This window comes from Photorhabdus namnaonensis (genome assembly GCF_001684335.1).
Classification (GTDB): Bacteria; Pseudomonadota; Gammaproteobacteria; order Enterobacterales; family Enterobacteriaceae; genus Photorhabdus; species Photorhabdus namnaonensis.
Map to the genome: position 1 here is coordinate 27,821 of NZ_LOIC01000061.1, position 25,096 is coordinate 52,916.

The window sequence follows — 25,096 nt, forward strand, 5'->3', positions numbered from 1 at the left end:
TCAATGCAAAGGTGTCTTTCCTATTATTCAGGGGGCTGACTCTTTAACATATAAAGGGAAAGCGATTGCGCTTGAAGGAATGCAAACAGCCTGTGGAGCAAAGTTAATTGCCAGTCAGCATGAGTTTACTCTTGCCAGTTAATGTGAGTTCAATTCATGGCATTTAAAACTCTGGTCGGAAATCCGAACGGCAATTTAAAGATATTCTTTGTATTGCAAAAAATAAGATAAACAGGAGACGTTAATATGCCAATACCCTTATTAGCTCCGGTCGCAGTGGGTGCGGCTGAATATGTCGCCAGCGCCTGTGCCGGAGTATTAATTGCGGTTGGGCTGATGGAAACCGGTAAAGATAAATCCGTTATAGAGGATGACGACATTCACCATAAGAAAACGGATTTTGTGATAAGCCCTGAAATCACGGATGAAGATCGAAATATCGTCTGGAGTGCCGAAGTCCATGCGGATTTTTGGGAGGACGATGATTTAGGGGATGAATCTGTTGATGCCAGTGCGGTTCAGACTAAAGCCCAGTCTGAAACGGAAGAATGTGAAAAAACGGAAACTAAAAAAGCGTGCGAGGCTTGCCTTGCTATTCCGGTGACAAGTGAAAAATATCGCAAGGTGAGTCGCTGGAGCGCCATTACGATTAACTATCAGCGATTTATTGCGAAAACTCAATATAACCCGCTCACACAAATGATCCAGGAATTTCAATGCCTGAAAGTGACCTTTGATGGCTGGAGACCTGCGTATTGCCTGTTTCTGGAGGCCAAAGCGCGGTATGACCAGTTTTTTATTAGTGAGGATGAGCCTAAGGGTTGGTGGAAAGGTGTTAAATCAGCACAAAATCAGGCTGTCAGACATCAGGCCGTCTGTGATGTGCTGGATAGTACTCCTCATGTGGAATGGCACTTTTTACAGCCCATCAGTTATGGATATTTTAAAGTACTGTTTAGTAAATATAAAAATATCAGTGTTCACTATACCCCTTGCGACAGTTTAGTTTAACACGAGGTAAACATGGCAATAGTTCGTATAAAAATTAATGTATATTATGAGCAGAGAGAAACCATTACCGCCCATACAGCTTTGATGGATTTGTTTCATATTACACGGCAAATTGATGTCTTTTTTAACCAAGGAAAAGCTTGGTACTTAACTGGCTACTCCCGAAAGGAGGCCCTAAAACATCTTGTGTTTGATGAACAGGGACCAACGGAGGTTGCCATAAAAAGTTTCGAAAAAGATTATAAGAAAAATTTTCCTGCTCTTATTAATGGAATATGGGATGGTGAAAAGGATGAATTATCCAGTGGCATGAGTTATAGAAAAATGTTAATTGATCGCCCTAATTGGGTCTGGCTGGAAATGAACCTAAGGATTGACAGTCATCAGTTTGATGTTTCTCGATTAATTGATTTTGTCAAATATTTAGCGGCTAGCCGTGATTCTCCTTATATTCAAGTCGAAAATAATGGTTATACCGTAAAAGGCAAACAAGTTTTCCCTGATCGCCTCAGTGTCGGCTGGATGCTTTACCAGCCCCGTATTATTGATAAGTTCTATCTGCCTATGGCGGAAGATGTGCTGCCTGTGTACCAAAATAATGAACAGATCGGCACTCTGATTATCACCAAGAAAGGGATTTTTGATGGAAGAAATCAGGAGGATATTGATAAATCCAATGATATTGAAATTCAGTTGGTGAATCTGGGATTACTGCCATTAATTACCGAAATTTAATGAAAGGTGATGTTATTTACCAATCGGAAAACGATGGAGAATTTTAATGTCAAAAGCGGTTATTCTACTGGGTGATACGACAGATCATGGCGGTAAGGTGATTACCGCTATTGCTCAATATACTCACAATGGTATTCCCATAGCAGGTAAAGAAGATTTGGTGGCGTGTCCCCAATGCAAAGGTGTCTTTCCTATTATTCAGGGCTGACTCTTTCAAAACAAGCGGATTTGGCCATGTCCTTGCTGTGGTGTCGAGCATGATCGTGATATCAACGCGGCGCTCAACATCGAGCGCAAGGGCATACAGGAATTACAGGCGGCGGGACTCGTCGTTTCTGCCCACGGAGGCCAGCGTAAATCCATTGCATCGACGGTTGCGGCCTGAGAAGTGGGAAGCCTTGCCGTTTACGGTGGGGAGCAGTCACTAGAGGTCTACCTGAGGAAGCTTGGGAAGACGTTTTTTGTAACAACGCACTCGGACTCTATGGACTCAGGATAGAACAAGAGACGAATAGGCGATTGGTGCGAGTGGTTGAAAGTTAGTCTAATAATTTAATTAGCGGATTTCTATGAGCATTATTCGAGTAAGAGATTTGAGTAAATCCTACAGTATTTACTCAAAAAACCCTGGTCTGTTGGGCAGTTTAAAGTCGTTCATTAAAAGAGACTATTCAGTCGTACAAGCGGTAAAGGCGATCAATTTCTCCATCGAAGAAGGAGAAATTGTGGGTTTTCTCGGGGCGAATGGGGCGGGAAAAACGACTACTATGAAGATGTTGGCTGGTATCATTCTACCCTCTTCTGGTGATGTTAAAGTTTTGGGACATACCCCTTATGAACGTAGGAACGAATATTTAAAGTCAATATCATTTGTAGCTGGACAGAAACAGCAACTCGCTTGGGATCTTACGCCTAATGATTCCTTTATACTCAATAAGGTTATCTATGATCTCGAAGATAATGAATTTCTCAGATGTCGTGACGAACTGGTTGAACTGCTTTCTATTCGTTCAGTGATTAACAGACCGGTTCGTAATTTGTCTCTCGGTGAGCGTATGAAATGCGAATTAGCTTTATCATTGCTACATAAGCCAAAGGTTTTGTTCCTGGATGAACCCACTATTGGGTTAGATGTTAACATGCAGCGCATCGTCCGAGAATTCATTCTGCATTATAATCAGACGTATAAAGCAACAATTCTCTTGACTTCTCACTATATGGCGGATGTAGAAGCACTTGCGCGACGTGTTGTCATCATCAATTCGGGAGAGATTGTCTACGATGGGCAGCTCTCGCATTTAATTGCAAAACGTTCACCCAAAAAGATTGTAAAGGCTAGTCTTTCAGGTCCGATTAGTCCAGAGCTGAGTTCATTACCCGGCTTGCTATTCTATGATGGTCACGATATTGAATTGATGGTGGAGCGTGACACATTATCTTCTGCAATGACAAGGTTGATGTCGGAACGAGTCGTTCTTGATATCTCGATCCATGATGAACCGATAGATCGTGTGCTGGAGGGGTATTTATCCTCGAATGGTGAGTTTAATGTGCAAATCTTTTAAGCGGACCCTACAGTTATGGAGGGTGCTCATTGGTCAATCTTTCTCTCAGGCTATTGCATATCGAGCGCAGTCGATGGTTTGGATGATAGGTGGTGTAATGCCTATTGCTGTGATGTTAGTTTGGCTTAGTCTGGCAGATGGAGGGGCTATTGGCGGTTATACGCCCAGCGATTTTGCGGTTTACTTTCTTTCCATTTACCTAGTGCGTCAATTAACGTCCATTTGGGTAATGCAACGCTTGGATCGTGATATCCGCCGAGGAGAACTCTCTATGTTATTGTTGCGTCCTGTGTCTCCTCTTTATTGCTATATTGCGGATCATGTGGGACAGATGATTGTTCGAGGACCGATTATATTAGTGGTTTTTATTTCTGGTATCGTTTTAACTGGTAATTTGCAACGCTTGGATATCTGGAGCCTTTTGGTTTTTTTACCCTCACTCATGCTTGCTTGGATTATCATTTTCCATCTTTATTATTGTCTAGGCTTGTTGGCTTTTTGGATTAATAACGCAATGGCATTTGACCCATTGCTTTGGGCGCTTTATACGATACTTGGGGGATCCCTCATTCCTCTTGATTTATATCCGTCTGGTATCGCAGGATTATTGAAAGTTTTACCTTTTGCATCGGCAATCGATTCTCCAGTGCAAATAATATTAGGAAAATTAGATCGTGGAGAATTATTGACCAGTTTTTTGATGCAGTTATTCTGGGTTATAGCGCTCATGTTAATTCGTGTTTTGCTATGGTCGGTAGGATTAAAAAAATATACGGCTTCAGGAGCCTAACTAAATGCGGTACGGTTTATTATTATTGGTATTAATAAGGAATTCTTTCGTCTTAGAGCTTGAATTTCGGCTCAATGCTTTAGTCAACTTGATTAATTCCTCCCTCGCTTGCTTGCTGGCTTTGCTTGTTTTAACGGGGTTCTTCGGTCAAGTATCCCAAGTAGGAGGGTGGAGTTTCAATCAAATGGTTGCTTTACTTGGTGTGACTCTCATTGTGGAATCATTAATCGATAGCTGGTTATTTCCAAGTATCCACTCTTTATCTGAATACATCAGGCGAGGTGACTTGGATTTTATCCTTATTCGCCCCGTCGACCCTCAGTTTTTTATCACATTTCATCGTTTTAATGTGTGGGATGGTGCAAATTTCGTTGTTGGATATATAGTTGTTCTGGTTGCTATGTATCAACAAGATGCTTTGATATTTTCAAACTTTATGCAGTTTAATTTGACACTATTATTGGGTGCGTGCATTTTCTATTCTCTGTTTATGTGTTCAAATCTCATCGCTTTTTGGTTCACCAAAGTTTCTGATGTATGGATTATTTGCTATTCTCTCATGGATATGGGACGGTTTCCTGTTAGTGCTTATCCTGGTGCTATGCGATTCGTTCTGAGTTTTATATTACCAATTGTTTTCGTAAGTAATGTGCCTGTGCAAGCTGCTTTGGGCATACTTAATTTTGGTACGTTGGCTATGGCTTTTATGTACGCATTAGGGGCGTTATTTTTCACCCGATACCTCTGGCTTAAAGCTCTATCAAGATATAGTAGCGCAAGTAGTTGATGAGATGTATTTAAGGAAAATGGAGGGTAAATTCACATAATAAGTGCATAAAGGTATTTTTCCTATTATTCAGGGTGCTAGCTCTCTAAAATATAAAGGAAAACCTATTGCGCTTGAAGGAATGCAAACAGCCTGTGAGGTAAACTTGATTGCCAGTCAGAGTAACGGCCTATTCCAATAGGACTATTTTATTTGCCCTTCTTTGCCATAAAGAGCGAACCTAGGTAGTGATCAGACAAAAGCATGAGCTTTTGAACGCACTTTTAGTGCGGCCCGTAGGGTGAGCGAAGCGAGTCATCCTCACGTATTACATTCTCCATTCATGCTCTCAATATGATTGCGTTTTATGCTTCGACATTAAATGATGTTTTAAATAAGGGGTTAATTGTTCCAATAGATTACTATTAGATTGGGCTATAGTAAGTTCTTCCCAGCCATCAGTGGACAGTATAAAAACCGTTGAGAGAATTATGGTCATCTCATCCGTGGGAGTTGACGAGGTATACCCGTTAGCTTTGAATACACCTAGTTCAGTATGTATTCTGCTGATTTTGAATGGCAGAAGTGACGTTGGTAATTTCATCAAAAATCATCCTTCAATGGTATGAAGTAGAAAGAAATTGTAAGAAAAAGCGTAAATGCTAATGTTATATAGAAGAGATAACCGTAGCCAATCACTTGATAAATAGCGCCTCCCATAAGACCTCCCAAGCATAACGCACCCCAAGAGAAAAGTCTGTAAACAGCATTAGTCCTCGAAAATATACCCTCCGGTATTAATTTCTGTCTGTAAGTTACAGCAATACAACCCCAACAACCCATACCACAGCCGAGTAAAAAAATGGATAAAAGCATTACATAGATAGTATGATTCAGCGCTATAACAAGGGTAGATAAAAATGCCAAGCTCAGTGAAATGAATAACATCTTTTTTGTCGAGATAGCTCTTGATATTTTAGGGGTCAGAGAAGAGGATAAAACAAATCCCATAGAGTTCAATGCATAAAAAAAACCTGTGTACAACGGTGCATCGTTTACCTGTGACGAGATTATCATCGGAAAGACTGAGAAAAAACTAGAAATCACTAGACAAAAAGCGGCAGCATAAATGCATAACATCCTCAATGATACGTGACTGGATAGAAAATTTAATCCTTTCATCATTTCTTCAAATGGTTCATTTCTTGTTTTTATATTTTTTTGTGGGATATCTTGCATTAAGTAAAAAAATAATAAAGACAAGGAGTAGGTAATAAATGCCAAATAGAGTAGTGAGCTGTCATAAGGCTTGAAAATAAACGAACCGATAATTGGGCCAATAAAGAAAACAAAAAAATATTCCATTGATTGAAGTTTGTTGTTGATTTTTATTAATTCTGATTTTTGATAGATGCTTAAACTAAGAGTTTGAGTTGAGTTGTCAATAAATACCTCAGTAGCACCAAAAACCAATGCGCATAAAAGTATTAAAGGTATACTAATTGGGAGTAATATAATTATAATTAGAGATAACAATCTCACCATTTTAGCTAATTTTGTGACTTTTAATATAGGATGGAAGTCTAGTATATATCCAGAAAGAAAAGATGATAGAACAGAGGACAAAGTTTTTATTACATAGCTCAGTGAAAAAATAATTGGATCGGAGGTCATTGATAACATAATAAGAGGGAAGAAGATGGTCATGAGACCATCCCCGAAGTTATCTAAACCTGCGCTTGCAATAAATTTACTACTTTGATTTTTTTGCATAGACTCTCACATTTTTTTTGGCAAATAATGCAATATTGGGAACCAATGCACTAAAATAATTATCAAATATTTCCACCCACAGAGTCGCTGATTTTTGGCAGTTCACATAGTAAATTAAAGCACAAAATTCTTTATATCTATCGTAGTACTCTTTAAAATTTAAATCAGAAGAAGAAAATATATCGTCTATTTTTTTAGCTATAGATTCCATTGTATGAGATAGTGTGTTCTCTCCTGAATCTTTCTGACTTATTTTATTCATACTAAGAATCCCCTGTTTGAGATCAGAGGAAAATCTGTCATGCTCAAGTAGTGCTTTTAAATCTAAATCGATATCTTTATCTCGAGAATATACACTACAAATATAAGCTCTTGTACTATCAGAGCTTACTTTTGACGCAATAATATCATTCAACCAGATTGCAAAATTTTTACTCGTAGACATTTTTTTTCCATTAATGCAATAAAAGTGACTGACCCAATGTTGTTTATAAGGTTCAAAAATATTATTACCAAGTAATATGCTAGGTAAGTCTACCAATAATAATCCTACGTTGTCCTTCCCGTAAGCGAGTATTGTTTTGACTTTGCTATCTGAGGAAAATGGATTTTCACCATGGATTTTATAAAATATATCAGCAACAATCATTTGCTCAATAAGTGTAAAATTTCTGTTAAAAAACACTTCATCTTTATCATTTGGGTTTATATACATTCCCCATTGGTCAATTGCGGTCCATTGATAATTAATAATTTTTCTTTGATTTAATTTATGGCAAAGGATCTTGATATCATCTGATATTGGTTGACTGCTAATATAATTTTTAAGATCAACTACTGGAGTTGATAGGAAGGATACTTTTTTATCCTTCCAAATTATTTCTTGGCTTTTATATGATTTTTCAAAATCAAAATCGTAAATATCGTTGGGGGTAATAGATATGCCACAGTGATCACAAGAGTAACCTTTTATATCAGAGTGGCATTTCTTGCATTTGCCAAACAGCCAATTTCCAGTCACTGGTATATTATCTAACGAATAGGGGTAAGAGATTTTTTTAGTTACAATGGCTTGGCTAAAGATATTATTTAATGTATTGATAAGAGATTTTGACTTCTCTATTAGTTCTGGTTCCAAATAATTTAGAAATCTATCAATGTCTATATTGAAATATTTGAGTTCTTTTTTTATGATATCTTGATAGTGAATAGCCATTTCATATGTGCTGACATTTTTTTTTCTTGCAGCTACACTAATCGCGTTATCATAAACATCAAATCCTCCATAAAACTCAACTATTTTTCCTTTGCGCTTATGGTATCTTTTGAAAATATCCTGAGGCAAAAATTGTGCTGCTAGATGCCCAAGGTGGAGTCCACCGTTTGGAGTCGGCATTGCGGAAACTAGAAGATATTTTTGTGTTTTCACTACCGTAACTCCTCAATTTTTTTATGTTTTATTTTTTCTACGATTATATCAAGATTAGCTTGGCTAAAAGCTTCAACATCAATAGTTTTTTCTTCATTTTGAACGATAGGATCGAAATAAAAATAGAACTTGTTTTTGTCTATTACAGGTGATCGGAAAATAGATATACCCGATTTAGTATCATAATGACGATATGACCAAATATTACGTTTACCACCACCGCCAGGAAGATCAACGACAAAGTTCGGGATATTATAGCCAGAAGTCGAGCCTCTTAGAAGTTCTTCCAATTCTAGAGCACTCTTCAGCGTGGTGCGGAAAAATTCACTTCCTGGAACCAGATCGTGCATATATATATAGTATGGCTCAATATTTATATTTACTAATGAGTCCATTAAATTTTTGAGCTTATCAAAGCTATCATTTATATCTTTCATTAATACTGTTTGATTTCTTATTTTTATGCCATGATCAAACAGAAAATCGGCTGCTCTCTTCGTTATCCATGTTATTTCGTTGGCGTGGTTAAAATGGGTTTGAATCGAAAATTGCTTTCTCTTTTTTAGAGCGAGATTATTTGCATCAATTATTGCGCTAGTCCAATCGTCATCAGCTAGAAATTTAGTAGGCAACACGGAAAGTGATTTGGTTGCTATTCTTAATCTCTTTATAGATTGTATATTCAATAGTTCGGTTAACAACATTTTTAGATGTTTGGCAGGAAGTGTATACGCATCTCCACCACTGACTACGACATCTTCAATATTTTTATTCATCATGATGTAATCAATAGCATCATGCCAATTTTTTGGCATTGCTACATTGCGATGCTTGGTGATAGATGCCGTACTTTCACCAACCATATAGCTTCGTGTGCAAAAACGACAGTATACAGGGCAACTATGGTTGGAGAGGAACAGGACTTTATTTGGGTAACGATGTATTATCCCTTGGACAGGCGAGTCATCACACTCATTCAGTGAATCAAGTCTCAATGCAGGATGATCTTTTTTATATTCACTAAATAATGGAATAAATTGTTTTCTAATGGGATCGTCATGGAATTTATTCCAATTAATCAATGACAATACATATGGACTTATTTTTATCTGCATAGGGTTTTTAGATAACGATAGAGTAAAGTCATCAATGACTTCTTGGGGGAGTTCTTGGCGTAAAAAAAATACTAAATCCTCTCTGTTTTTAATTGTGTTTTTCACTTGCCATTTTTCAGATAAAAACGTTTCTCGATCAATGCCACGATAGCATTTCAAGCTCTTCCAGAATTCAGTTTCATTGCTCATAAATATCTTCTTGAAATTTAATTGCACGATATGAAAATATTGTGCATAGAATTTTCTAAATTTTATCTTCTTGAGAACTTGAGAAATTCGTCTGCTCTCTTATTTATCATTGAGATTATGCTTGAAATCTCATTTTTAAACTGTTTTTCAAATCCTAAAGAGCTACATTCAACTTGTGCCATACCTTCAAAAATAATTTGGGAAAATGTATCTACAAGCTTAGGCTTAAAGTTCATTTCTGCTAATAATTTTCTGTGGGTGCAGATGTGGTCTTGCAGATGCCACCCTAGGCGATCAAGTCTAAATTTGATCGATACAGCTTCTGGTTCCCACCATTTTGATTTGATATCCAGCTCATTGTCCTTAATATAACTAAGTTGGTTCAACATTTTGATGTGAACACTTTCATAGTGTGAGAAAATATCCGCTGCTGGACCAATGTCAGCAGTTACTTCGCCTACTTGTGCTTGATGCGTTTCAAAATCAATAATGCACTCAGGGTTATTTTTCTCATGAATAGTGTTGAGAATCTGTAATCCATGCGCACTTCCCTCACAAAGTATGCAGTGTACGATGTTTTCCCGTAAACTGCGCTCATGTTTTAGAGCAATAACATCCAACATCTCATCAGGAACCCCAATGAAATCTGATTGTAATTTCCTGTAGTTTTTGTGCCAGTTAGATAAAATAAAATGAGTTTTTTTATTCTTCCTGCGAGGCTCGACAGCAAGTTCAATATTATTGGCTGTGGTTATCAACTCTTGGTAAATCTGGAATGAAAGTTCTCGTACACAATCAGTATACCATTTCCAATCGCCGTCACCATCTGTGTAAGGCCATTCTTTCATAACAACGCTATCTTCTATCTTTCTTAGATTTTTTAGCAATCGGACAACGGAAATTGAGAGTTCACTATAATTTATTTCCGAATCAAGAAAGCTTGAATACTCATTACCTTGTTTTTTTTCGATGATTATCTTTGCCTGATTATAGGCGTTGTGGTCATTATTGTTTTTTGTGATTATTTTTTTTGCTATATCAGATGCTTTATCTTGATTTTTATTGAGAAAGTGATATTTTGCAAGTCCTATTTCCAATTGAGAGTGAATTAAATCTTGGTTAAATACACCTTCATTTTCGTTATGAGTATAAGAGTACCCCTTTGAGTGTCTTGTTTGTCTAGGAACATAGCTGAATTCATGGCTGCGACTACCATCGTGATTAAGTACTTGCAGAATTGGAGATGCTACAAATATGTGATTGTTAATGATTTTTTTATCATTTTCTGAAGGGTTAAATGAAGATACTTTGACGGGGAAATAGTGATCCAGGATGCAATCTTGACTGTTAATATTTTCCAGCAGTGAGTCAAGTTCATTGCAGCAACTGAGTTGATCACTGTGAATAAACAGCAGAACCGGCTTTCCAGATTTTTGATGCTCATTATTATAAAAAGAGTCAGAATTATTCCATCTAATCATATGCATACCTCATTTTAATCTATCGTTTAGTTATCAGGGAAAATTCAAAAAATAAACAACATGAAATATTTTTAACACATAATAATCATGTGTCAATACTAAATAGTCAATTCATTAATGTTTTTTTATTCCATTGATATTGAATGATTTTTTTGATTTTAAAGTGAGTTGTATACCTCTTGTCCTTACACCAGTTTGATGAATGATGTAAGAAACTAATGTGACGGACAATGGCATTTATATGTCGTAGAGGGAGATAGATACGTGTCTTAAAAACTTGTTATAATTTGCATTTCCGCGTGTCAGCTACTAAAAGTGATATTATTATCAATAGATTAGAAAGGAAGACTATATGCAGGATTGGAACATTCAATTTTTTGATGTACATGTTTCACGTTTAGGTTCTCATTCTAGCAAATGGGATAAACCTAATCAGGACAATATACTGCCATTTTCAGTTGCCGACATGGATTTTCACTCCCCACCTGCGATTCTGGCTTCCCTTTCTAATAATATTCGACATGGCGTATTTGGTTATTCCTATGTGCCCGAAGATTACTTTAATTCAATCATTAATTGGTTTTCTAGAAGACATAATTGCAATATCTCACGCGAGTGGCTTGTTTATGCGCCAGGTGTTGACTATTCTATATCTTCAATAATAAAAAACATTTCATCAAAAGGTGACGAAATTATAATTCAGGAGCCTGTCTATAATATGTTCGATTCATGTATAAAAAACACAGGTCGAAATGTACTGGTTAACAAACTTATTTATCGTAATAATGCATATTATATTGATTTTGAAGACCTTGAAATTAAAACTGCGCGAGAGTCATGTAAGGCAATTATATTTTGCAATCCACATAACCCCATAGGAAGGGTGTGGTCAGAGGATGAGATATCTCTATTAGGAGATATTTGTTTTAGGCATGGGGTTGTGGTGATCTCTGATGAGAGTTATTGTGATATGGTTTTTGGTGAGAATAAGCATATCCCTTTTCAATACCACAAAAAAAACATGCAATTTAATTCTGTAATATGTTTCTCTCCTGGCAAGTCTTTTAATATTTCAGGCATTAAGCAAGGAGGGATTATTATAAATGACTCTTATCTCAGGGAAAAGGTGAAGGATACAATTGAAAAGGAGTTTTTTAACGATGTAAGTATATTCGCTATTTCATCGTTAATTGCAGCTTATAATGAATCAGAATGGTGGTTGGATAATGTTAAAATTTATATTTATCGTAATTATCAGTTTCTTAGAAAGTATATTGGTAGATATCTACCCAAATGTAAAATAGTAGAGCTACAAGGAACATATTTAGCTTGGGTGGATGTTAGTAACACAGGATTTAATGGCGATCAGATTCTACACCTACTAAAAACCAAGGTTGGAATAACTGTAAATAGCGGTTCTATATATGGCGATTCCGGTATTTTTTTTATTAGAGTGAATCTTGCATGCAGATATAGTGTTCTAAAGGAGGCAGTAAGAAGGTTAAAGTATATGGACTATTAATAATTTTTGGTCACGTATTCAATCCATTGATGCTCATGTATAATCGCCATTCTTTCGGAGAAATTAAATGGCGATCGTTGAAGTAAAATGTCGATTTTGTCAGCAAACTGAATTTGTTAAAAAGCGATGCTGGTCACCAATGCTATCGCTGCTTATCTTGCTTCGGTACCTGCCAGAGTTGTTTCCCAAACTCGACGATGCGGGGTATTGTTCACTATTCATTTATAAGAACGGTCTGCAACAATTACGCCTGTTGGGATAGGCGCTAAATTTACCCATGACTCTTGAAATCAATGGAGCTGACGTCCAATAAGACGGGCTCCATGATAAATAAACTCTATAAAGTCTCTAAAATGATGATGAATTGGTTTTTTCAGTCACATCAAGCACATTCAATATACATGAATATTGAATATCAGAGCCCATAAATTAAAGATAGTTTATGATCAGTTCACTTTATTGGCTATTATCACCGTAATATTAAGCTGAAAATTTAAATCACCTTATGTGGACCAAAACATTCATAGTGAATAAATTGTTTATCAATTCCCATATCCAATAACTGTTTCGCTACATATTGCATAAAAGGGACTGGACCACAGAAATAGAAGTGCATTCCTTCTGTTTTTAACGCTTCATTCAGAACCGTCAGATCCATAAAGCCTTTGTGTTGATAATGAATATCCCGTTGATCTTCATCCCTTGGTTCGCGGTACCAAATTGTGCTAGTAAAATTTGGCATTGTTTGCGCCATTGTTGCGACTTCATTGCTAAACGCATGATGGCCGCCGTGTTCCGCCGCATGTAACCAGTTAATCTGGCTATTATGGTTTTGCTGGTGGAGGTGATGCAGCATACTCATCATGGGGGTCAGGCCAACGCCCGCAGAAATCAAAGTAACCGGCGTGTCTGGTTTAATATCAAGGAAAAAATCGCCGCGTGGAGCAGCCAGCCAGACGGTATCGCCTTCTTGCATTTTATCGTGCATATGGTTGGAAACGATTCCTTGTGGTTCACGTTTAATCGCAATCCGGTAGCTGGAGCCGTTTGGTGCTGCCGTCAGTGAATACTGGCGAATTTCTCGGTTGTCAAAACTATCGTCTGCCAGATAAATACTCAAATATTGACCAGGTTTATAGTCCATTACTTTCCCGCCATCTTGAGGTACAAATTCAAAGCTACAAATAACGTCACTTTTTACCTCTTTCCGATTAATACGGAATGGGCGTAAACCACGCCAGCCGCCATCTGTCGATTCACCACTATGATAGATTTGCTCTTCACGATTGATAAAAACATCAGCCAGCACGCCATAAGCTTTTCCCCAGGCGTCCAGAATGTCATTTCCCGGTTGGAACATTTCATCTAATGTTGCCAACAGGTGAGTGCCGACAATTTGATAATGTTCCGGTTGAATATTCAGACTGGCGTGTTTATGAGCGATTTTTTCCACTGCCGGTAGTAGTACCTCTAAGTGATCAATATTGGCTGCATAAGCGCAGATCGCATTGAACAGGGCTTCACGTTGATCGCCGTTAAGTTGATGACTCATATTAAAAATGTTTTTCAACTCAGGATTATGTTTAAACATCCGCTCATAGAAGTGTGCTGTCAGTTTTGGACCAGTAGCAGAAAGTAATGGAATAGTTGATTTGACGGTTGCAATAGTTTGGCTATCCAGCATGGTGAAGCTCCTGAATTTATTTCAAGTGGGTAATGAAATTTATAACATGTATTTTTAATGCAACTTATACTCTTTTAGGGATTTTGTAAATATAGAGTGTGGTCTTTATGGTGAAAAAATATGCCTAAAAGATATTTACACTAAAGAAAGAACTACTTTAGGTCATAAATTCCAACCAAACAGGAAAAATTCAGCGTAATTTTCATTCTTCTATTTAAAACAGATATCTTGCTTGTGATAGGTATGCAATCGTTTGCGTAAAATATTTTGTCAAGACTATCTCATTCGGTGAAAAGGGTTTACACTGTGTGCCATTCGGCCCCTTGGGGTGTTGTTTGAAGAGAAGTTAGCTGAGTCAGGAGAACCCAATGTTAAAGCGTGAAATGAATATTGCTAGTTATGATCCCGAACTATGGCAGGCGATGGAGCAGGAAGTTGTTCGTCAGGAAGAGCATATCGAGTTAATTGCTTCTGAAAACTATACCAGCCCAAGAGTTATGCAGGCACAGGGCTCTCAACTCACTAACAAATATGCTGAAGGTTATCCGGGTAAACGCTACTACGGTGGCTGTGAGTATGTCGATGTTGTTGAACAATTAGCTATCGATCGTGCTAAGGCGCTGTTTGGCGCTGATTATGCCAACGTTCAGCCACACTCTGGTTCTCAAGCGAACGCGGCGGTTTATATGGCTTTGCTGCAACCGGGCGATACGGTTCTGGGGATGAATTTAGCACATGGCGGTCATTTGACTCACGGTTCTCCGGTTAACTTCTCTGGTAAGTTATATAACGTTGTGCCTTATGGCATTGATGAGAGCGGTAAAATCGATTATGACGATATCGCGGCACAAGCTCAAAAACACCAGCCAAAAATGATTATCGGCGGTTTCTCGGCTTACTCCGGTGTGGTTGACTGGGCAAAGATGCGTGAAATCGCAGACAGCATTGGTGCTTATTTGTTCGTTGATATGGCGCACGTCGCTGGCCTGATCGCCGCGGGAGTATACCCTAACCCGGTTCCTCACGCTCACATTGTCACGACTACGACGCATAAAACACTGGCCGGTCCGCGTGGCGGTTTGATCCTGGCGAAAGGTGGCGATGAAGAGCTGTATAAAAAACTGAACTCTTCTGTATTCCCGGGTTGTCAGGGTGGGCCTCTGATGCATGTTATCGCAGGTAAAGCGGTGGCATTGAAGGAAGCAATGGAACCAGAATTCAAAGCGTATCAACATCAGGTTGCTGATAACGCGAAAGCTATGGTTGAAGTGTTTTTGGCACGTGGTTACAAAGTGGTTTCTGGCGGTACAGAAAACCACCTGTTCTTGTTGGATCTGGTTGATAAAGAGATCACGGGTAAAGATGCCGATGCTGCGTTAGGCCGTGCAAATATCACGGTAAATAAAAATAGCGTGCCTAATGATCCGAAGAGCCCATTTGTGACTTCCGGTGTGCGTATCGGTACGCCTGCGATCACCCGCCGAGGCTTTAAACAAGCAGAAGCATGTGAACTGGCTGGCTGGATGTGTGATGTATTGGACAACATCAATGATGAAGCGACCATTGAAACAACTAAGCAGAAAGTTCTGGCTATTTGCGCGAAATATCCGGTTTACGCATAAATTAAAATTTCAATAAATCATTACAAAACCTGCTCCGGCTAACGTTGTTTGCTTAAGCGAAATATTAGAGAAATGGTGGATGGATTTTCCCTTGGGAATATCCATTCCAATATAGTTCTCAATATATTAAATCTCTTAGGCTTAATTAGGTTAGTTTAGAGCGGGTTTTTTGCATTTTTTACCAGGGGGATTAATGGTTATTCGATCGACGCGCTGGCTGGCGTTAGATTACTTCACATATTTCTTTTCTTACGGGATATTTTTACCTTTCTGGGCAACTTGGCTCCAGGGTGAAGGTATAGAGTACGATATGATAGGGATTTTATTGGGGGCTGGTTTGGTTTCCCGTTTCCTGGGCAGTTTATTGATCGCGCCTACAGTGAAAAATCCCGCAAAACTTATTCTTGCACTGCGTATATTGGCATTGCTGACTTTGATTTTCGCTGTTGGCTTTACATTAGGAAATCATTGGGCGTGGCTTTTGATCGTCATGGTTGGTTTCAATCTATTTTTTGCGCCGATGATGCCATTGGGTGATGCGCTGGCGGGAACATGGCAAAAGCAATTTCCTTTTGATTACGGCAAGATACGGGTTTGGGGTTCAATCGCCTTTATTATCAGTTCAGCGTTAACCGGGGAATTAATTTCTGTCTGGGGACATCGTGCCATCCTCATCACGATATTATTTAGCATCTTCTCTACCTTGTTGGTGACATTACTTAGTCCCTCTATTATGCCGGTTGGGGAAGCCAAATCCGCCAAAGTGGATGTCGTGTCATTTAAACAGTTGTTGTCTGAAAAATCGGTACGCCGATTCCTGTTGTGTGTGGCTTTATTGCAGGGCGCCCACGCGGGATATTACAGTTTCAGTGCAATTTACTGGGAAAGCGTGGGTTATTCCGCCTCGGTAGTCGGTTATCTCTGGTCATTGGGCGTAGTGGCGGAAGTGGTTATTTTTATTCTGAGTAATAAATTATTTCGACGCTGGAGTGCCCGTAATCTTCTGCTGCTTTCTGGTATATGCGGTGTTGTCCGCTGGGGATTGATGGGAACATTCACCGCATTACCGGTGTTGATTATCGTTCAAATCTTGCATTGTGGTACGTTCACTGTCTGCCATTTGGCGGCGATGCGTTTTATCGGTGCGAGAAAGGAAGGGGAAATTGTGCGTTTGCAAGCGGCCTATTCAGCGTTGGCAATGGGGGGAGGTATCGCTGTCATGACGGTAATTGCCGGATTTATGTATGATTATCTGCATAGTGGCATTTTCTGGATGATGGCTTTGGTTGCTTTTCCTGCTATCTTCTTGCGACCACAGGTTAAAGCTCATAATTATTAACAATATACATTTAGTTTCTTGCAATATTTTTGTAAGAAACTAAATGCCTCTTAATCATATTTTTATGAGATATCATGTCGAATAAATTAACAATAAAAGATATTGCTCGTTTGGCTAATGTCGGTAAATCAACAGTCTCTCGGGTATTAAACAATGAAAATAGCGTAAGTCCACAAGTACGTGAAAGAGTCGAGGCGGTTATCCAACAAAATAATTTTGTTCCATCTAAATCAGCAAGAGCGATGCGAGTGAAAAGTGACAAAATCATTGCGTTAATTGTGTCGCGTCTGGGATCTTTTTCAGAGAATTTATCGATAAGTACCATGTTACCTCTGTTTTACCAGCGTGGTTACGATCCAATTATTATGGAAAGTAATTTTGATCCACAGCTTTTACAGGAACATCTACGTCAATTGGCGTTACGTCATGCAGATGGCATTATTTTGTTCGGTTTCACTGGATTGTCAGAAGAGCTCCTCTTCCCTTGGCGTGACAAAATAGTGGTATTTGCCCGCGAATATACGGGTTTTTCTTCTGTATGTTATGATGATATTGGCGCGGTATGTTTATTGATGCATGAATTCTATCGGCGGGGGCACAGAAATATCAGTTTTCTTGGCGTAGATGATTGTGATACCACGACAGGTTTTCTTCGCCATCAATCTTATCTGAATTATTGTCAACAGAAGGGGTTGCGCCCGCTTTCCGTTCAATGTGATTTAAGCTATCAGAGTGGGTTTCAGCATGTTAATAAGGTATTAAGAGAGAAAACAACAGCTTTAATCTGTGCAACCGATAGTTTGGCTTTAGGTGCATATAAATATTTGCGGCAAAATAATCAGGAAAATATACAAATAGGTAGCATTGGTAATACGCCTTTGTTGAATTTTTTATACCCTAACACGCTTTCTATTGACTTGGGTTATAGTGAGGCAGGTAAATATGCAGCCGGTCAATTAATTGCTCAGATAAACCGGCAATACCCCAAACAACAAGTAATCATTCCGAGTAAGTTGGCTTAAAAATAAGAAATATTGCCGTTTCAATGTGATCTTCAACCCATTTTTGGGAACGTTCCCATGACAAGCATAACCAAATGATATTAGGATAAAATTAGTTTACTAAGCATGCTAATTAGTAATTGATATTCACTTATGATGACTGGCTGTTATGAAAAACAAAATAAATTCTAAAGATATAGAAAAATTAATTACATTAATCGGTGGTTGTGAAAATATAGCCAGTGTAAGTCATTGTATTACCCGATTGAGGTTTGTATTAGCTGAACCAATTAAAGCCAAGCCGGATGAGATAAAGAATTTACCGATGGTTAAGGGCTGTTTTACCAACGCGGGGCAATTTCAGGTAGTGATAGGCACGAATGTTGGCGAATATTATAAGGCTTTAAATAGTCATCTTGGTCAATCTGGATTGAACAAAAAAGATAAACAGCAGGTTGAGAAGAAAAATATGAAATGGCAAGAGCGCTTCATTTCTAAGTTTGCGGAAATATGTTTTCCTCTCTTACCAGCATTAATTAGCGGCGGACTTATTCTAGGTTTCCGTAACATTATTGGTGATATTCCTTTTAGTGAAGGTAAAACTTTAGCTCAAACATATCCTATTTGGAAAACAATATATGATTTTTTATGGTTGCTAGGAGAGGCGATATTCTTCTATCTGCCAGTGGGTATTTGTTGGTCGGCGGTTAGGATGATGGGGGGAACACCAATACTAGGCATTATATTGGGAATAACACTGGTCTCGCCGCAATTAATGAACGCTTATCATTTAGGGCAACAAGTCCCTGAACTATGGGATTTTGGCCTGTTCACGATTGGAAAAGTGGGTTATCAGGCGCAGGTTATTCCGTCACTTTTGGCGGGTGTTACTTTGGGGTGGATTGAAGTTCAGTTAAAACGGGTGGTTCCTAGTTATCTCTATTTAGTTATTGTTCCGGTAGTTTCGTTAATATTGGCGACTTTTTTATCACATAGCCTTATTGGGCCATTTGGTCGGTTACTTGGTGATGGAGTTGCTTGGGTTGTTAAGGCATTGATGACGGGAAGTTTTGCGCCTATTGGTGCGGCTTTATTTGGATTCTTTTACGCGCCGTTGGTGATTACAGGTATCCATCAAACCACATTAGCCATAGATATGCAGATGGTGCAAAGTATAGGAGGAACACCAATCTGGCCTATTATCGCATTATCCAATATTGCTCAGGGTTCCGCGGTTGTTGGTATTATTTTAGTCAGTAGAAAGCATAATGAGCGTGAATTATCCATACCTGCGGCTATTTCCGCCTATTTGGGCGTCACCGAGCCGGCAATGTACGGTATTAATATCAAATATCGATTCCCTATGCTCTGTGCCATGATTGGTTCTAGTTTGGCCGGGTTGATTTGTGGGTTGAGTGGTGTATTGGCAAACGGTATTGGTGTGGGTGGCTTGCCAGGTATTCTTTCTATAAAACCGCAATTTTGGCTAATTTACGCATTAGCTATGCTTGTCGCCATCATTGTTCCGTTGATTCTCACGACTGTTATTTATCGAAGGAAGAATATGACCGGTATGTTAGCTGCTGAATAATGCGGTTAAATCTTCACAAATAAAGATATAAAAATATACCCTATGGATTTCAAGATGGATCGCGACGGCAAGGGAGCGAGTCCCCGGGAGCATAGAGAACTATGTGACCGGGGTGAGTGAGTGCAGCCAACAAAGAGGCAACTTGAAAGATGACGGGTATAACCATGTGATTATTCAATTCAGGAAATATATTGATAAGGTGTTTTTGATGGACAAAATCGTTCCGTGGTGGTTACAAGGTGTCATCTATCAGATATATCCTAAGAGTTTTCAGGATACTACGGGTAGTGGAACAGGCGATCTTAATGGCATTACTTACCGGCTTGATTATTTGAAGAAACTGGGGGTAGACGCTATTTGGGTGACGCCTTTTTACCGCTCGCCACAGGTAGATAACGGTTATGATGTCGCCGATTATTGTGCGATTGATCCGGCTTACGGCTCAATGGATGATTTTAAGCGTTTGGTTGATGAGGCACATCAACGTGATATCCGTGTCATTGTGGATATTGTTTTCAACCATACATCGACTCAACACCCTTGGTTTAAACAAGCACAGGATATTGATAGCCCTTATCGGCAATATTACATTTGGCGGGATGGGGAACCTGGAACGTCGCCCAATAATTGGGCGTCAAAATTTGGCGGCAATGCTTGGGCGTGGCATGAAGCAAGCCAACAGTATTATTTGCACTTGTTTGCTGTTGAGCAGGCCGATCTAAACTGGGAGCATGAACCCGTCCGGGCTGAACTGAAAAAGATTTGCCAATTCTGGGCTGGCCTTGGTGTTGATGGCTTCCGTTTGGATGTCATTAACTTGGTTTCTAAGCAGCAAGACTTCCCTGAATCAACTCAGGGAGATGGGCGTCAGTTCTACACTGATGGTCCGCGTATTCATGAATTTCTGCAAGAAATGAACAGAGAAGTATTCCAGCCTGCCGGAGTGATGACGGTTGGGGAGATGTCTTCTACCTCACTGGAACATTGTCAACGCTACTCTTCATTGGATGGTGAAGAGTTGTCGATGGTTTTTGCTTTTCATCATTTAAAAGTCGATTACCCCAACGGTGAAAAATGGGTTGCGGCACCGCCCGATTTTGTTGAATTGAAGAAAATTTTTGCCAAGTGGCAGCAAGGCATGCACGAACGGGCATGGAATGCGCTGTTCTGGTGTAATCACGATCAGCCGCGTATTGTTTCACGCTTTGGCGGTGAAGGTGTTTGGCGGGTGCCGTCCGCTAAAATGTTGGCAATGGTACTGCATGGCATGCAGGGAACCCCTTACATCTATCAAGGGGAAGAGCTGGGAATGACTAACCCTAATTTTTCGCATATTGAAGAGTATCGGGATATAGAAAGTTTAAATATTTATCAAGAGAAGATTGAGCAGGGCAGTGATAAACAGCAAATCTTATCGGTCTTAGCGAAAAAATCTCGTGATAATGGGCGAACGCCGATGCAATGGGATACGACTCTCAATGCAGGGTTTACTCAAGGGGAGCCGTGGATAGCGCTGAATAGTGATTATCAGGCTGTGAATGCTGAAAATGCCATCCAGGATGAAGATTCAGTTTTTCATTGTTATGCCTGCTTGATAAAACTGCGTAAAGCCTATCCGGTATTGACTTATGGCAGTTATGAAGATTTGTTGCCGTCTCACCCTTGGCTATGGTGTTATGTTCGCCGTTGGGAGAACCAAACGTTGCTGGTTATTGCTAACCTCAGCGCAGAAGTGCAAGAGTGGTCGCCGGATGCTTCTTTATCCCATTGTTCATGGGTGAAATTGATGGGGAACTATCCTGAAAACCAGTTACCTGTAGAAAATATGCAGCTACAGCCTTATGAAGCTGTTTATTGGTTAGCGGAGTAACAGCGGCTTTTATTGCTAGTTAAATGAATCGCAGAGTAGACCGCACTTTTTGCGGTCTACCTGATTACTGTCTTGTGACGCTGATTTGAAATTAACGTTTCAATGCTTCTGATAATTCATCACGCATTTCGGCCAAAATGTCTTTAACAACGCGTGGATTACCTGCGACAAGGTTGCCGGAATGAATGTAATTATGACCGCCAACGAAATCAGTTACAATACCGCCAGATTCACGAACTAACAGCTCGCCGCCCATAAAATCCCACGGTTTTAGGCCAATTTCAAAGTAACCATCCACTCGACCAGCCGCAACATAAGCCAGATCCAGTGCAGCGGAGCCTGTACGACGGAAATCAGCGCAACGAACAAATAATTTACCCAAAGTATTAATAAAAACAGTGGAATGATGTTTTGCTTTGAATGGGAAACCTGTCGCCAGAATAGTGCCATCCAGATCGCGGGCATTGGTGCCACGCAAACGGTAGCCATTCAACTGCGCCCCTTGACCGCGGGTTGAGGTGAAAAGTTCATTACGCATTGGGTCATAAACAACCGCGACTTCAGTACGGCCTTTAATGCGTACCGCAATAGAAACGGCGAAGTGAGGGAGGCGTTTGATAAAATTGGTCGTGCCATCCAGTGGATCGATTACCCATTGAATATCAGCTTCTTCGCCTAGTAGTTCGCCACTCTCTTCGGTAATAATCGAGTGTTTGGGATAAGATTTGCGAATAACGTCGATAATGAGCGCTTCTGCGGCTTTGTCAACATTGGTAACAAAGTCATTATTGCCTTTTTGGCTCGCTTCAACCGCATCGGGAGTTTCATAATTTTTGGCAATTAGGTTGCCGGCTTTACGCGCGGCGCGTATGGCGATGGTCAGCATCGGATGCATGGGATATCTTCCACCAGGATGTTAAAGAACGGGTAATTAATCGGCGCATAGTATAGCAGTAATTCGGAAAAATACTAATGTTGTGTTAAGATATTTGGTTCTTATAACCATCCAGACTATTCAGAAGTTGCCATGTTAGAAAATATCCGCATTATCCTGGTTGAAACTTCCCACACCGGGAATATGGGGTCAACCGCCCGGGCAATGAAAACAATGGGATTAACCAATCTTTATTTGGTTAATCCACTGGTTCAGCCAGATTCTCACGCGATTGCACTTTCTGCCGGCGCCAGCGATGTTATTGGTAATGCGACGATTGTCGATAGTTTGGATAAAGCGCTGGTGGGTTGTGGATTAGTGATTGGCACCAGCGCCCGTTCAAGAACGTTATCGTGGCCGATGGTTGAACCTCGTGAATGTGGTGAACGCAGTGTTCAGGAGGCTGAACACGCGTCGGTCGCCATTGTTTTTGGCCGTGAGCGGGTAGGGTTGACCAATGAAGAATTGCAGAAATGCCATTATCATCTGAATATTCCAACTAATCCGGAATACGGTTCGTTAAATCTGGCGATGGCGGTTCAGCTTGTCAGTTATGAAATCCGTATGGCTTATTTAGCGCGTCAGGATAAAAATGAGCAAAAAACCGATGAAGTGGAATATCCATTAGCTGATGATATGGAACGCTTTTATCATCATCTTGAACGTATATTAAATGATTCCGGTTTTATCAGAAAAGCGCATCCCGGCCAGATAATGAATAGATTAAGGCGGCTTTTTACCCGTGCCCGGCCAGAGATGCAGGAACTGAATATTCTGCGTGGTATCTTGTCCTCCGTTGAAAAATGGGCGAAGAAATAGTTGAGTAAATTACTAGGTTAAATAGTTGACTAAAATACTCAGGAATGACACAATTTCGCTCATATTTCACCACGGGGTAATTCATTTATGAGATTGACATCTAAAGGGCGTTATGCGGTAACTGCCATGCTTGATGTGGCGTTGCACTCACAAGAAGGCCCGGTACCATTGGCCGACATTTCTGAACGTCAGGGTATTTCCCTCTCCTATCTTGAACAGCTATTTTCTCGCTTGCGCAAAAATGGTTTGGTTTCAAGTGTCCGTGGTCCGGGTGGTGGTTACTTATTGGGCAAAGATGCCAGTGACATCGTTGTCGCCGAAGTGATTTTCGCAGTTGATGAATCGGTAGACGCGACCCGTTGTCAGGGTAGAGAAGGGTGTCAGGGCGGTGATCGCTGCCTGACTCATGCTTTATGGCGCGATTTAAGTGATCGTATTACCGGTTTCCTGAGCAGTATCAGTTTAGAAGAATTAGTCAATAACCAAGAAGTATTGGACGTTGCTGGTCGCCAGGATAACGATAAACGCCGTGCACCTAACGGTAGACCACAAGAAACAATTAATGTCAATCTGCGCCCATAAGCAGAGCTTGTGATGAATTGAAGTATTAGAAGTAGGGAGCATGTGAGCAATGAAATTACCAATTTATTTAGACTACTCAGCAACGACGCCGGTTGATCCGCGTGTTGCTGAAAAAATGATGAACTATCTGACCAGGGACGGGATATTTGGTAATCCCGCTTCTCGTTCACACCGTTTTGGCTGGCAGGCTGAAGAAGCGGTTGATATTGCCCGTAATCAGATTGCTGATTTGGTGGGTGCGGACCCGCGAGAAATTGTTTTTACTTCTGGCGCAACGGAGTCTGACAATCTTGCCATCAAAGGCGCGGCTAATTTTTACCAGAAAAAGGGCAAGCACATCATCACCAGCAAAACCGAACATAAAGCGGTTCTGGATACTTGCCGTCAATTGGAACGTGAAGGGTTTGAAGTCACTTATTTGGCGCCTCAGAGCAACGGGTTGATTGATTTAAACGATCTGGAAGCTGCGGTGCGTGATGACACCATTCTGATTTCTATCATGCATGTTAACAATGAAATTGGCGTGGTGCAGGATATTGCCGCCATTGGTGAAATGTGTCGCAGCCGCGGTATCATTTTCCATGTTGACGCCACTCAGAGCGTAGGCAAACTGCCAATTGACTTAACCAAACTGAAAGTCGATTTGATGTCTTTCTCCGCCCATAAAATTTACGGCCCGATGGGGATTGGCGCACTGTACGTTCGCCGTAAACCACGTATTCGTATTGAAGCGCAGCAACATGGCGGCGGCCATGAACGCGGTATGCGTTCTGGTACTTTGCCTGTTCATCAGATTGTGGGTATGGGTGAAGCTTATCGCATCGCCAAGCAGGAAATGGAGAATGAATCCCAGCGTCTGCGTGGCCTACGGTTGCGTCTGTGGCACGGTATCAAAGATATCGAAGAGGTCTTCCTGAACGGAGATTTGGAGCACGGCGCGCCGCATATTCTGAATGTCAGCTTCAACTATGTTGAAGGTGAATCATTGATGATGTCATTAAAAGATCTGGCGGTTTCTTCGGGTTCTGCATGTACTTCTGCTAGTTTGGAGCCATCCTACGTACTGCGTGCGTTGGGGATGAATGACGAACTGGCTCACAGCTCTATCCGCTTCTCTTTAGGGCGCTTTACGACAGAAGAAGAGATCGACTACGCCATTGAACTGATTCACAAATCTATTGGCCGCCTGCGTGAACTTTCTCCACTGTGGGAAATGTTTAAACAAGGTGTGGATCTAAACAGTATCGAATGGTCTCATCATTAATCAGACGGTTTCAG

At 40.2% G+C, this 25,096-nt stretch carries 24 protein-coding genes and 1 pseudogene; 19 read left to right on the forward strand and 6 right to left on the reverse strand.

Translation table 11 applies throughout. The features are described from left to right. The 9 genes and pseudogenes from Phpb_RS26765 to Phpb_RS26770 all read left to right on the forward strand — a co-directional run. Positions 1-142: PAAR domain-containing protein (locus Phpb_RS26765; protein ID WP_240492520.1), on the forward strand; the 142-nt coding region annotated here is incomplete at its 5' end. A 104-nt stretch (positions 143-246) separates the two neighbouring features. After that, entirely contained in the window at positions 247-1,011 is a 765-nt protein-coding gene (locus Phpb_RS10345; protein WP_065390261.1) for a Tox-REase-5 domain-containing protein, read from the forward strand. Between the two features lie 12 nt (positions 1,012-1,023). After that, positions 1,024-1,746, forward strand: a complete 723-nt coding sequence (locus Phpb_RS10350) for an Imm52 family immunity protein (RefSeq protein ID WP_065390262.1) — start codon at positions 1,024-1,026, stop codon at positions 1,744-1,746. 46 nt (positions 1,747-1,792) lie between these two features. Then, the gene (locus Phpb_RS23715; protein WP_205634762.1) at positions 1,793-1,954 is read left to right on the forward strand and encodes a PAAR domain-containing protein; all 162 of its coding nucleotides are present in this window, start codon (positions 1,793-1,795) and stop codon (positions 1,952-1,954) included. Between the two features lie 9 nt (positions 1,955-1,963). Continuing rightward, a pseudogene (locus Phpb_RS23720) lies at positions 1,964-2,131 on the forward strand (zinc ribbon domain-containing protein); the annotation flags it as partial. Between the two features lie 184 nt (positions 2,132-2,315). Next, entirely contained in the window at positions 2,316-3,311 is a 996-nt protein-coding gene (locus Phpb_RS10355) for an ABC transporter ATP-binding protein (protein WP_065390263.1), read from the forward strand. 97 nt (positions 3,312-3,408) lie between these two features. Further along, positions 3,409-4,101 (forward strand): ABC transporter permease, encoded by a 693-nt coding sequence (locus tag Phpb_RS10360; protein ID WP_240492512.1) that lies wholly within the window; start codon positions 3,409-3,411, stop codon positions 4,099-4,101. A gap of 4 nt (positions 4,102-4,105) precedes the next feature. Next, on the forward strand, positions 4,106-4,888 hold the full coding sequence (locus tag Phpb_RS10365) for an ABC transporter permease (protein ID WP_065390265.1): 783 nt from the start codon (positions 4,106-4,108) through the stop codon (positions 4,886-4,888). A 43-nt stretch (positions 4,889-4,931) separates the two neighbouring features. After that, entirely contained in the window at positions 4,932-5,069 is a 138-nt protein-coding gene (locus Phpb_RS26770; RefSeq protein ID WP_338046869.1) for a PAAR domain-containing protein, read from the forward strand. Between the two features lie 401 nt (positions 5,070-5,470). Here Phpb_RS26770 and Phpb_RS10375 read toward each other — a convergent pair whose 3' ends face one another. The 4 genes from Phpb_RS10375 to Phpb_RS10390 all read right to left on the reverse strand — a co-directional run bounded on the left by Phpb_RS10375 (position 5,471) and on the right by Phpb_RS10390 (position 10,854). Next, positions 5,471-6,640, reverse strand: a complete 1,170-nt coding sequence (locus tag Phpb_RS10375) for an MFS transporter (protein ID WP_065390267.1) — start codon at positions 6,638-6,640, stop codon at positions 5,471-5,473. Beyond that, complete coding sequence (locus Phpb_RS10380) at positions 6,621-8,069, reverse strand: class I tRNA ligase family protein (protein ID WP_065390268.1); 1,449 nt, start codon at positions 8,067-8,069, stop codon at positions 6,621-6,623. The genes Phpb_RS10375 and Phpb_RS10380 overlap by 20 nt, the downstream gene beginning before the upstream one ends. Continuing rightward, on the reverse strand, positions 8,069-9,373 hold the full coding sequence (locus Phpb_RS10385) for a KamA family radical SAM protein (protein ID WP_065390269.1): 1,305 nt from the start codon (positions 9,371-9,373) through the stop codon (positions 8,069-8,071). Before Phpb_RS10385 ends, Phpb_RS10380 begins: the two co-directional genes overlap by 1 nt. A 62-nt stretch (positions 9,374-9,435) precedes the next feature. Continuing rightward, the gene (locus tag Phpb_RS10390) at positions 9,436-10,854 is read right to left on the reverse strand and encodes a hypothetical protein (RefSeq protein ID WP_065390270.1); all 1,419 of its coding nucleotides are present in this window, start codon (positions 10,852-10,854) and stop codon (positions 9,436-9,438) included. Positions 10,855-11,206: 352 nt separating this feature from the next. Between Phpb_RS10390 and Phpb_RS10395 the strand changes: the two genes are divergently transcribed. After that, positions 11,207-12,376, forward strand: coding sequence for a MalY/PatB family protein (locus Phpb_RS10395; RefSeq protein WP_082302560.1), 1,170 nt, complete (start codon positions 11,207-11,209; stop codon positions 12,374-12,376). A 67-nt stretch (positions 12,377-12,443) separates the two neighbouring features. Beyond that, positions 12,444-12,638, forward strand: a complete 195-nt coding sequence (locus tag Phpb_RS25715; RefSeq protein ID WP_131817512.1) for a hypothetical protein — start codon at positions 12,444-12,446, stop codon at positions 12,636-12,638. Positions 12,639-12,869: 231 nt separating this feature from the next. Here Phpb_RS25715 and hmpA read toward each other — a convergent pair whose 3' ends face one another. Beyond that, positions 12,870-14,060, reverse strand: a complete 1,191-nt coding sequence (gene hmpA, locus Phpb_RS10400; protein WP_065390271.1) for an NO-inducible flavohemoprotein — start codon at positions 14,058-14,060, stop codon at positions 12,870-12,872. Between the two features lie 368 nt (positions 14,061-14,428). Between hmpA and glyA the strand changes: the two genes are divergently transcribed. From glyA to treC, 5 genes are all read left to right on the forward strand, one after another. Further along, positions 14,429-15,682 (forward strand): serine hydroxymethyltransferase, encoded by a 1,254-nt coding sequence (glyA, locus tag Phpb_RS10405; protein WP_065390272.1) that lies wholly within the window; start codon positions 14,429-14,431, stop codon positions 15,680-15,682. A 193-nt stretch (positions 15,683-15,875) separates the two neighbouring features. Then, on the forward strand, positions 15,876-17,021 hold the full coding sequence (locus Phpb_RS10410) for a 3-phenylpropionate MFS transporter (protein ID WP_065390273.1): 1,146 nt from the start codon (positions 15,876-15,878) through the stop codon (positions 17,019-17,021). A gap of 74 nt (positions 17,022-17,095) precedes the next feature. Then, positions 17,096-18,043 carry a trehalose operon repressor TreR gene (gene treR / locus Phpb_RS10415; RefSeq protein WP_065390274.1) on the forward strand — a complete coding sequence of 316 codons (948 nt, stop codon included), beginning with the start codon at positions 17,096-17,098 and terminating at the stop codon, positions 18,041-18,043. 148 nt (positions 18,044-18,191) lie between these two features. Then, complete coding sequence (treB, locus tag Phpb_RS10420) at positions 18,192-19,613, forward strand: PTS trehalose transporter subunit IIBC (protein WP_065390275.1); 1,422 nt, start codon at positions 18,192-18,194, stop codon at positions 19,611-19,613. Positions 19,614-19,821: 208 nt separating this feature from the next. Next, a complete protein-coding gene (treC, locus tag Phpb_RS10425) occupies positions 19,822-21,483 on the forward strand; it encodes an alpha,alpha-phosphotrehalase (protein WP_065390373.1) in 1,662 nt (553 codons plus the stop codon). A gap of 91 nt (positions 21,484-21,574) precedes the next feature. On the opposite strand, the gene suhB is transcribed toward treC, so the two are convergent. Next, entirely contained in the window at positions 21,575-22,378 is an 804-nt protein-coding gene (gene suhB, locus Phpb_RS10430) for an inositol-1-monophosphatase (protein WP_065390276.1), read from the reverse strand. Positions 22,379-22,510: 132 nt separating this feature from the next. Here suhB and trmJ point away from each other — a divergent pair, with 132 nt between their 5' ends. The 3 genes from trmJ to Phpb_RS10445 all read left to right on the forward strand — a co-directional run bounded on the left by trmJ (position 22,511) and on the right by Phpb_RS10445 (position 25,082). Further along, positions 22,511-23,236 carry a tRNA (cytosine(32)/uridine(32)-2'-O)-methyltransferase TrmJ gene (trmJ, locus tag Phpb_RS10435; protein ID WP_065390277.1) on the forward strand — a complete coding sequence of 242 codons (726 nt, stop codon included), beginning with the start codon at positions 22,511-22,513 and terminating at the stop codon, positions 23,234-23,236. An 87-nt stretch (positions 23,237-23,323) separates the two neighbouring features. Further along, positions 23,324-23,818, forward strand: coding sequence for a Fe-S cluster assembly transcriptional regulator IscR (iscR, locus tag Phpb_RS10440; protein WP_065390278.1), 495 nt, complete (start codon positions 23,324-23,326; stop codon positions 23,816-23,818). 49 nt (positions 23,819-23,867) lie between these two features. Beyond that, on the forward strand, positions 23,868-25,082 hold the full coding sequence (locus Phpb_RS10445; protein ID WP_065390279.1) for an IscS subfamily cysteine desulfurase: 1,215 nt from the start codon (positions 23,868-23,870) through the stop codon (positions 25,080-25,082). The last annotated feature ends 14 nt before the right edge of the window (positions 25,083-25,096 follow it).

What these genes read in the sequence shown, in the direction of transcription:
- Phpb_RS10365 (WP_065390265.1), top strand. Translation starts at nt 4,106, where the DNA reads ATGCGGTACGGTTTATTATTATTGGTATTAATAAGGAATTCTTTCGTC.
- treB (WP_065390275.1), top strand. Translation starts at nt 18,192, where the DNA reads ATGAAAAACAAAATAAATTCTAAAGATATAGAAAAATTAATTACATTA.
- Phpb_RS10385 (WP_065390269.1), bottom strand. Translation starts at nt 9,373, where the DNA reads ATGAGCAATGAAACTGAATTCTGGAAGAGCTTGAAATGCTATCGTGGC.
- Phpb_RS25715 (WP_131817512.1), top strand. Translation starts at nt 12,444, where the DNA reads ATGGCGATCGTTGAAGTAAAATGTCGATTTTGTCAGCAAACTGAATTT.
- treR (WP_065390274.1), top strand. Translation starts at nt 17,096, where the DNA reads ATGTCGAATAAATTAACAATAAAAGATATTGCTCGTTTGGCTAATGTC.
- Phpb_RS10390 (WP_065390270.1), bottom strand. Translation starts at nt 10,854, where the DNA reads ATGATTAGATGGAATAATTCTGACTCTTTTTATAATAATGAGCATCAA.
- trmJ (WP_065390277.1), top strand. Translation starts at nt 22,511, where the DNA reads ATGTTAGAAAATATCCGCATTATCCTGGTTGAAACTTCCCACACCGGG.
- Phpb_RS10445 (WP_065390279.1), top strand. Translation starts at nt 23,868, where the DNA reads ATGAAATTACCAATTTATTTAGACTACTCAGCAACGACGCCGGTTGAT.
- Phpb_RS10410 (WP_065390273.1), top strand. Translation starts at nt 15,876, where the DNA reads ATGGTTATTCGATCGACGCGCTGGCTGGCGTTAGATTACTTCACATAT.
- Phpb_RS23715 (WP_205634762.1), top strand. Translation starts at nt 1,793, where the DNA reads ATGTCAAAAGCGGTTATTCTACTGGGTGATACGACAGATCATGGCGGT.
- Phpb_RS10395 (WP_082302560.1), top strand. Translation starts at nt 11,207, where the DNA reads ATGCAGGATTGGAACATTCAATTTTTTGATGTACATGTTTCACGTTTA.
- Phpb_RS10375 (WP_065390267.1), bottom strand. Translation starts at nt 6,640, where the DNA reads ATGCAAAAAAATCAAAGTAGTAAATTTATTGCAAGCGCAGGTTTAGAT.
- Phpb_RS10360 (WP_240492512.1), top strand. Translation starts at nt 3,409, where the DNA reads ATGCCTATTGCTGTGATGTTAGTTTGGCTTAGTCTGGCAGATGGAGGG.
- Phpb_RS10355 (WP_065390263.1), top strand. Translation starts at nt 2,316, where the DNA reads ATGAGCATTATTCGAGTAAGAGATTTGAGTAAATCCTACAGTATTTAC.
- Phpb_RS10350 (WP_065390262.1), top strand. Translation starts at nt 1,024, where the DNA reads ATGGCAATAGTTCGTATAAAAATTAATGTATATTATGAGCAGAGAGAA.
- iscR (WP_065390278.1), top strand. Translation starts at nt 23,324, where the DNA reads ATGAGATTGACATCTAAAGGGCGTTATGCGGTAACTGCCATGCTTGAT.
- glyA (WP_065390272.1), top strand. Translation starts at nt 14,429, where the DNA reads ATGTTAAAGCGTGAAATGAATATTGCTAGTTATGATCCCGAACTATGG.
- Phpb_RS10345 (WP_065390261.1), top strand. Translation starts at nt 247, where the DNA reads ATGCCAATACCCTTATTAGCTCCGGTCGCAGTGGGTGCGGCTGAATAT.
- treC (WP_065390373.1), top strand. Translation starts at nt 19,822, where the DNA reads ATGGACAAAATCGTTCCGTGGTGGTTACAAGGTGTCATCTATCAGATA.
- hmpA (WP_065390271.1), bottom strand. Translation starts at nt 14,060, where the DNA reads ATGCTGGATAGCCAAACTATTGCAACCGTCAAATCAACTATTCCATTA.
- suhB (WP_065390276.1), bottom strand. Translation starts at nt 22,378, where the DNA reads ATGCATCCGATGCTGACCATCGCCATACGCGCCGCGCGTAAAGCCGGC.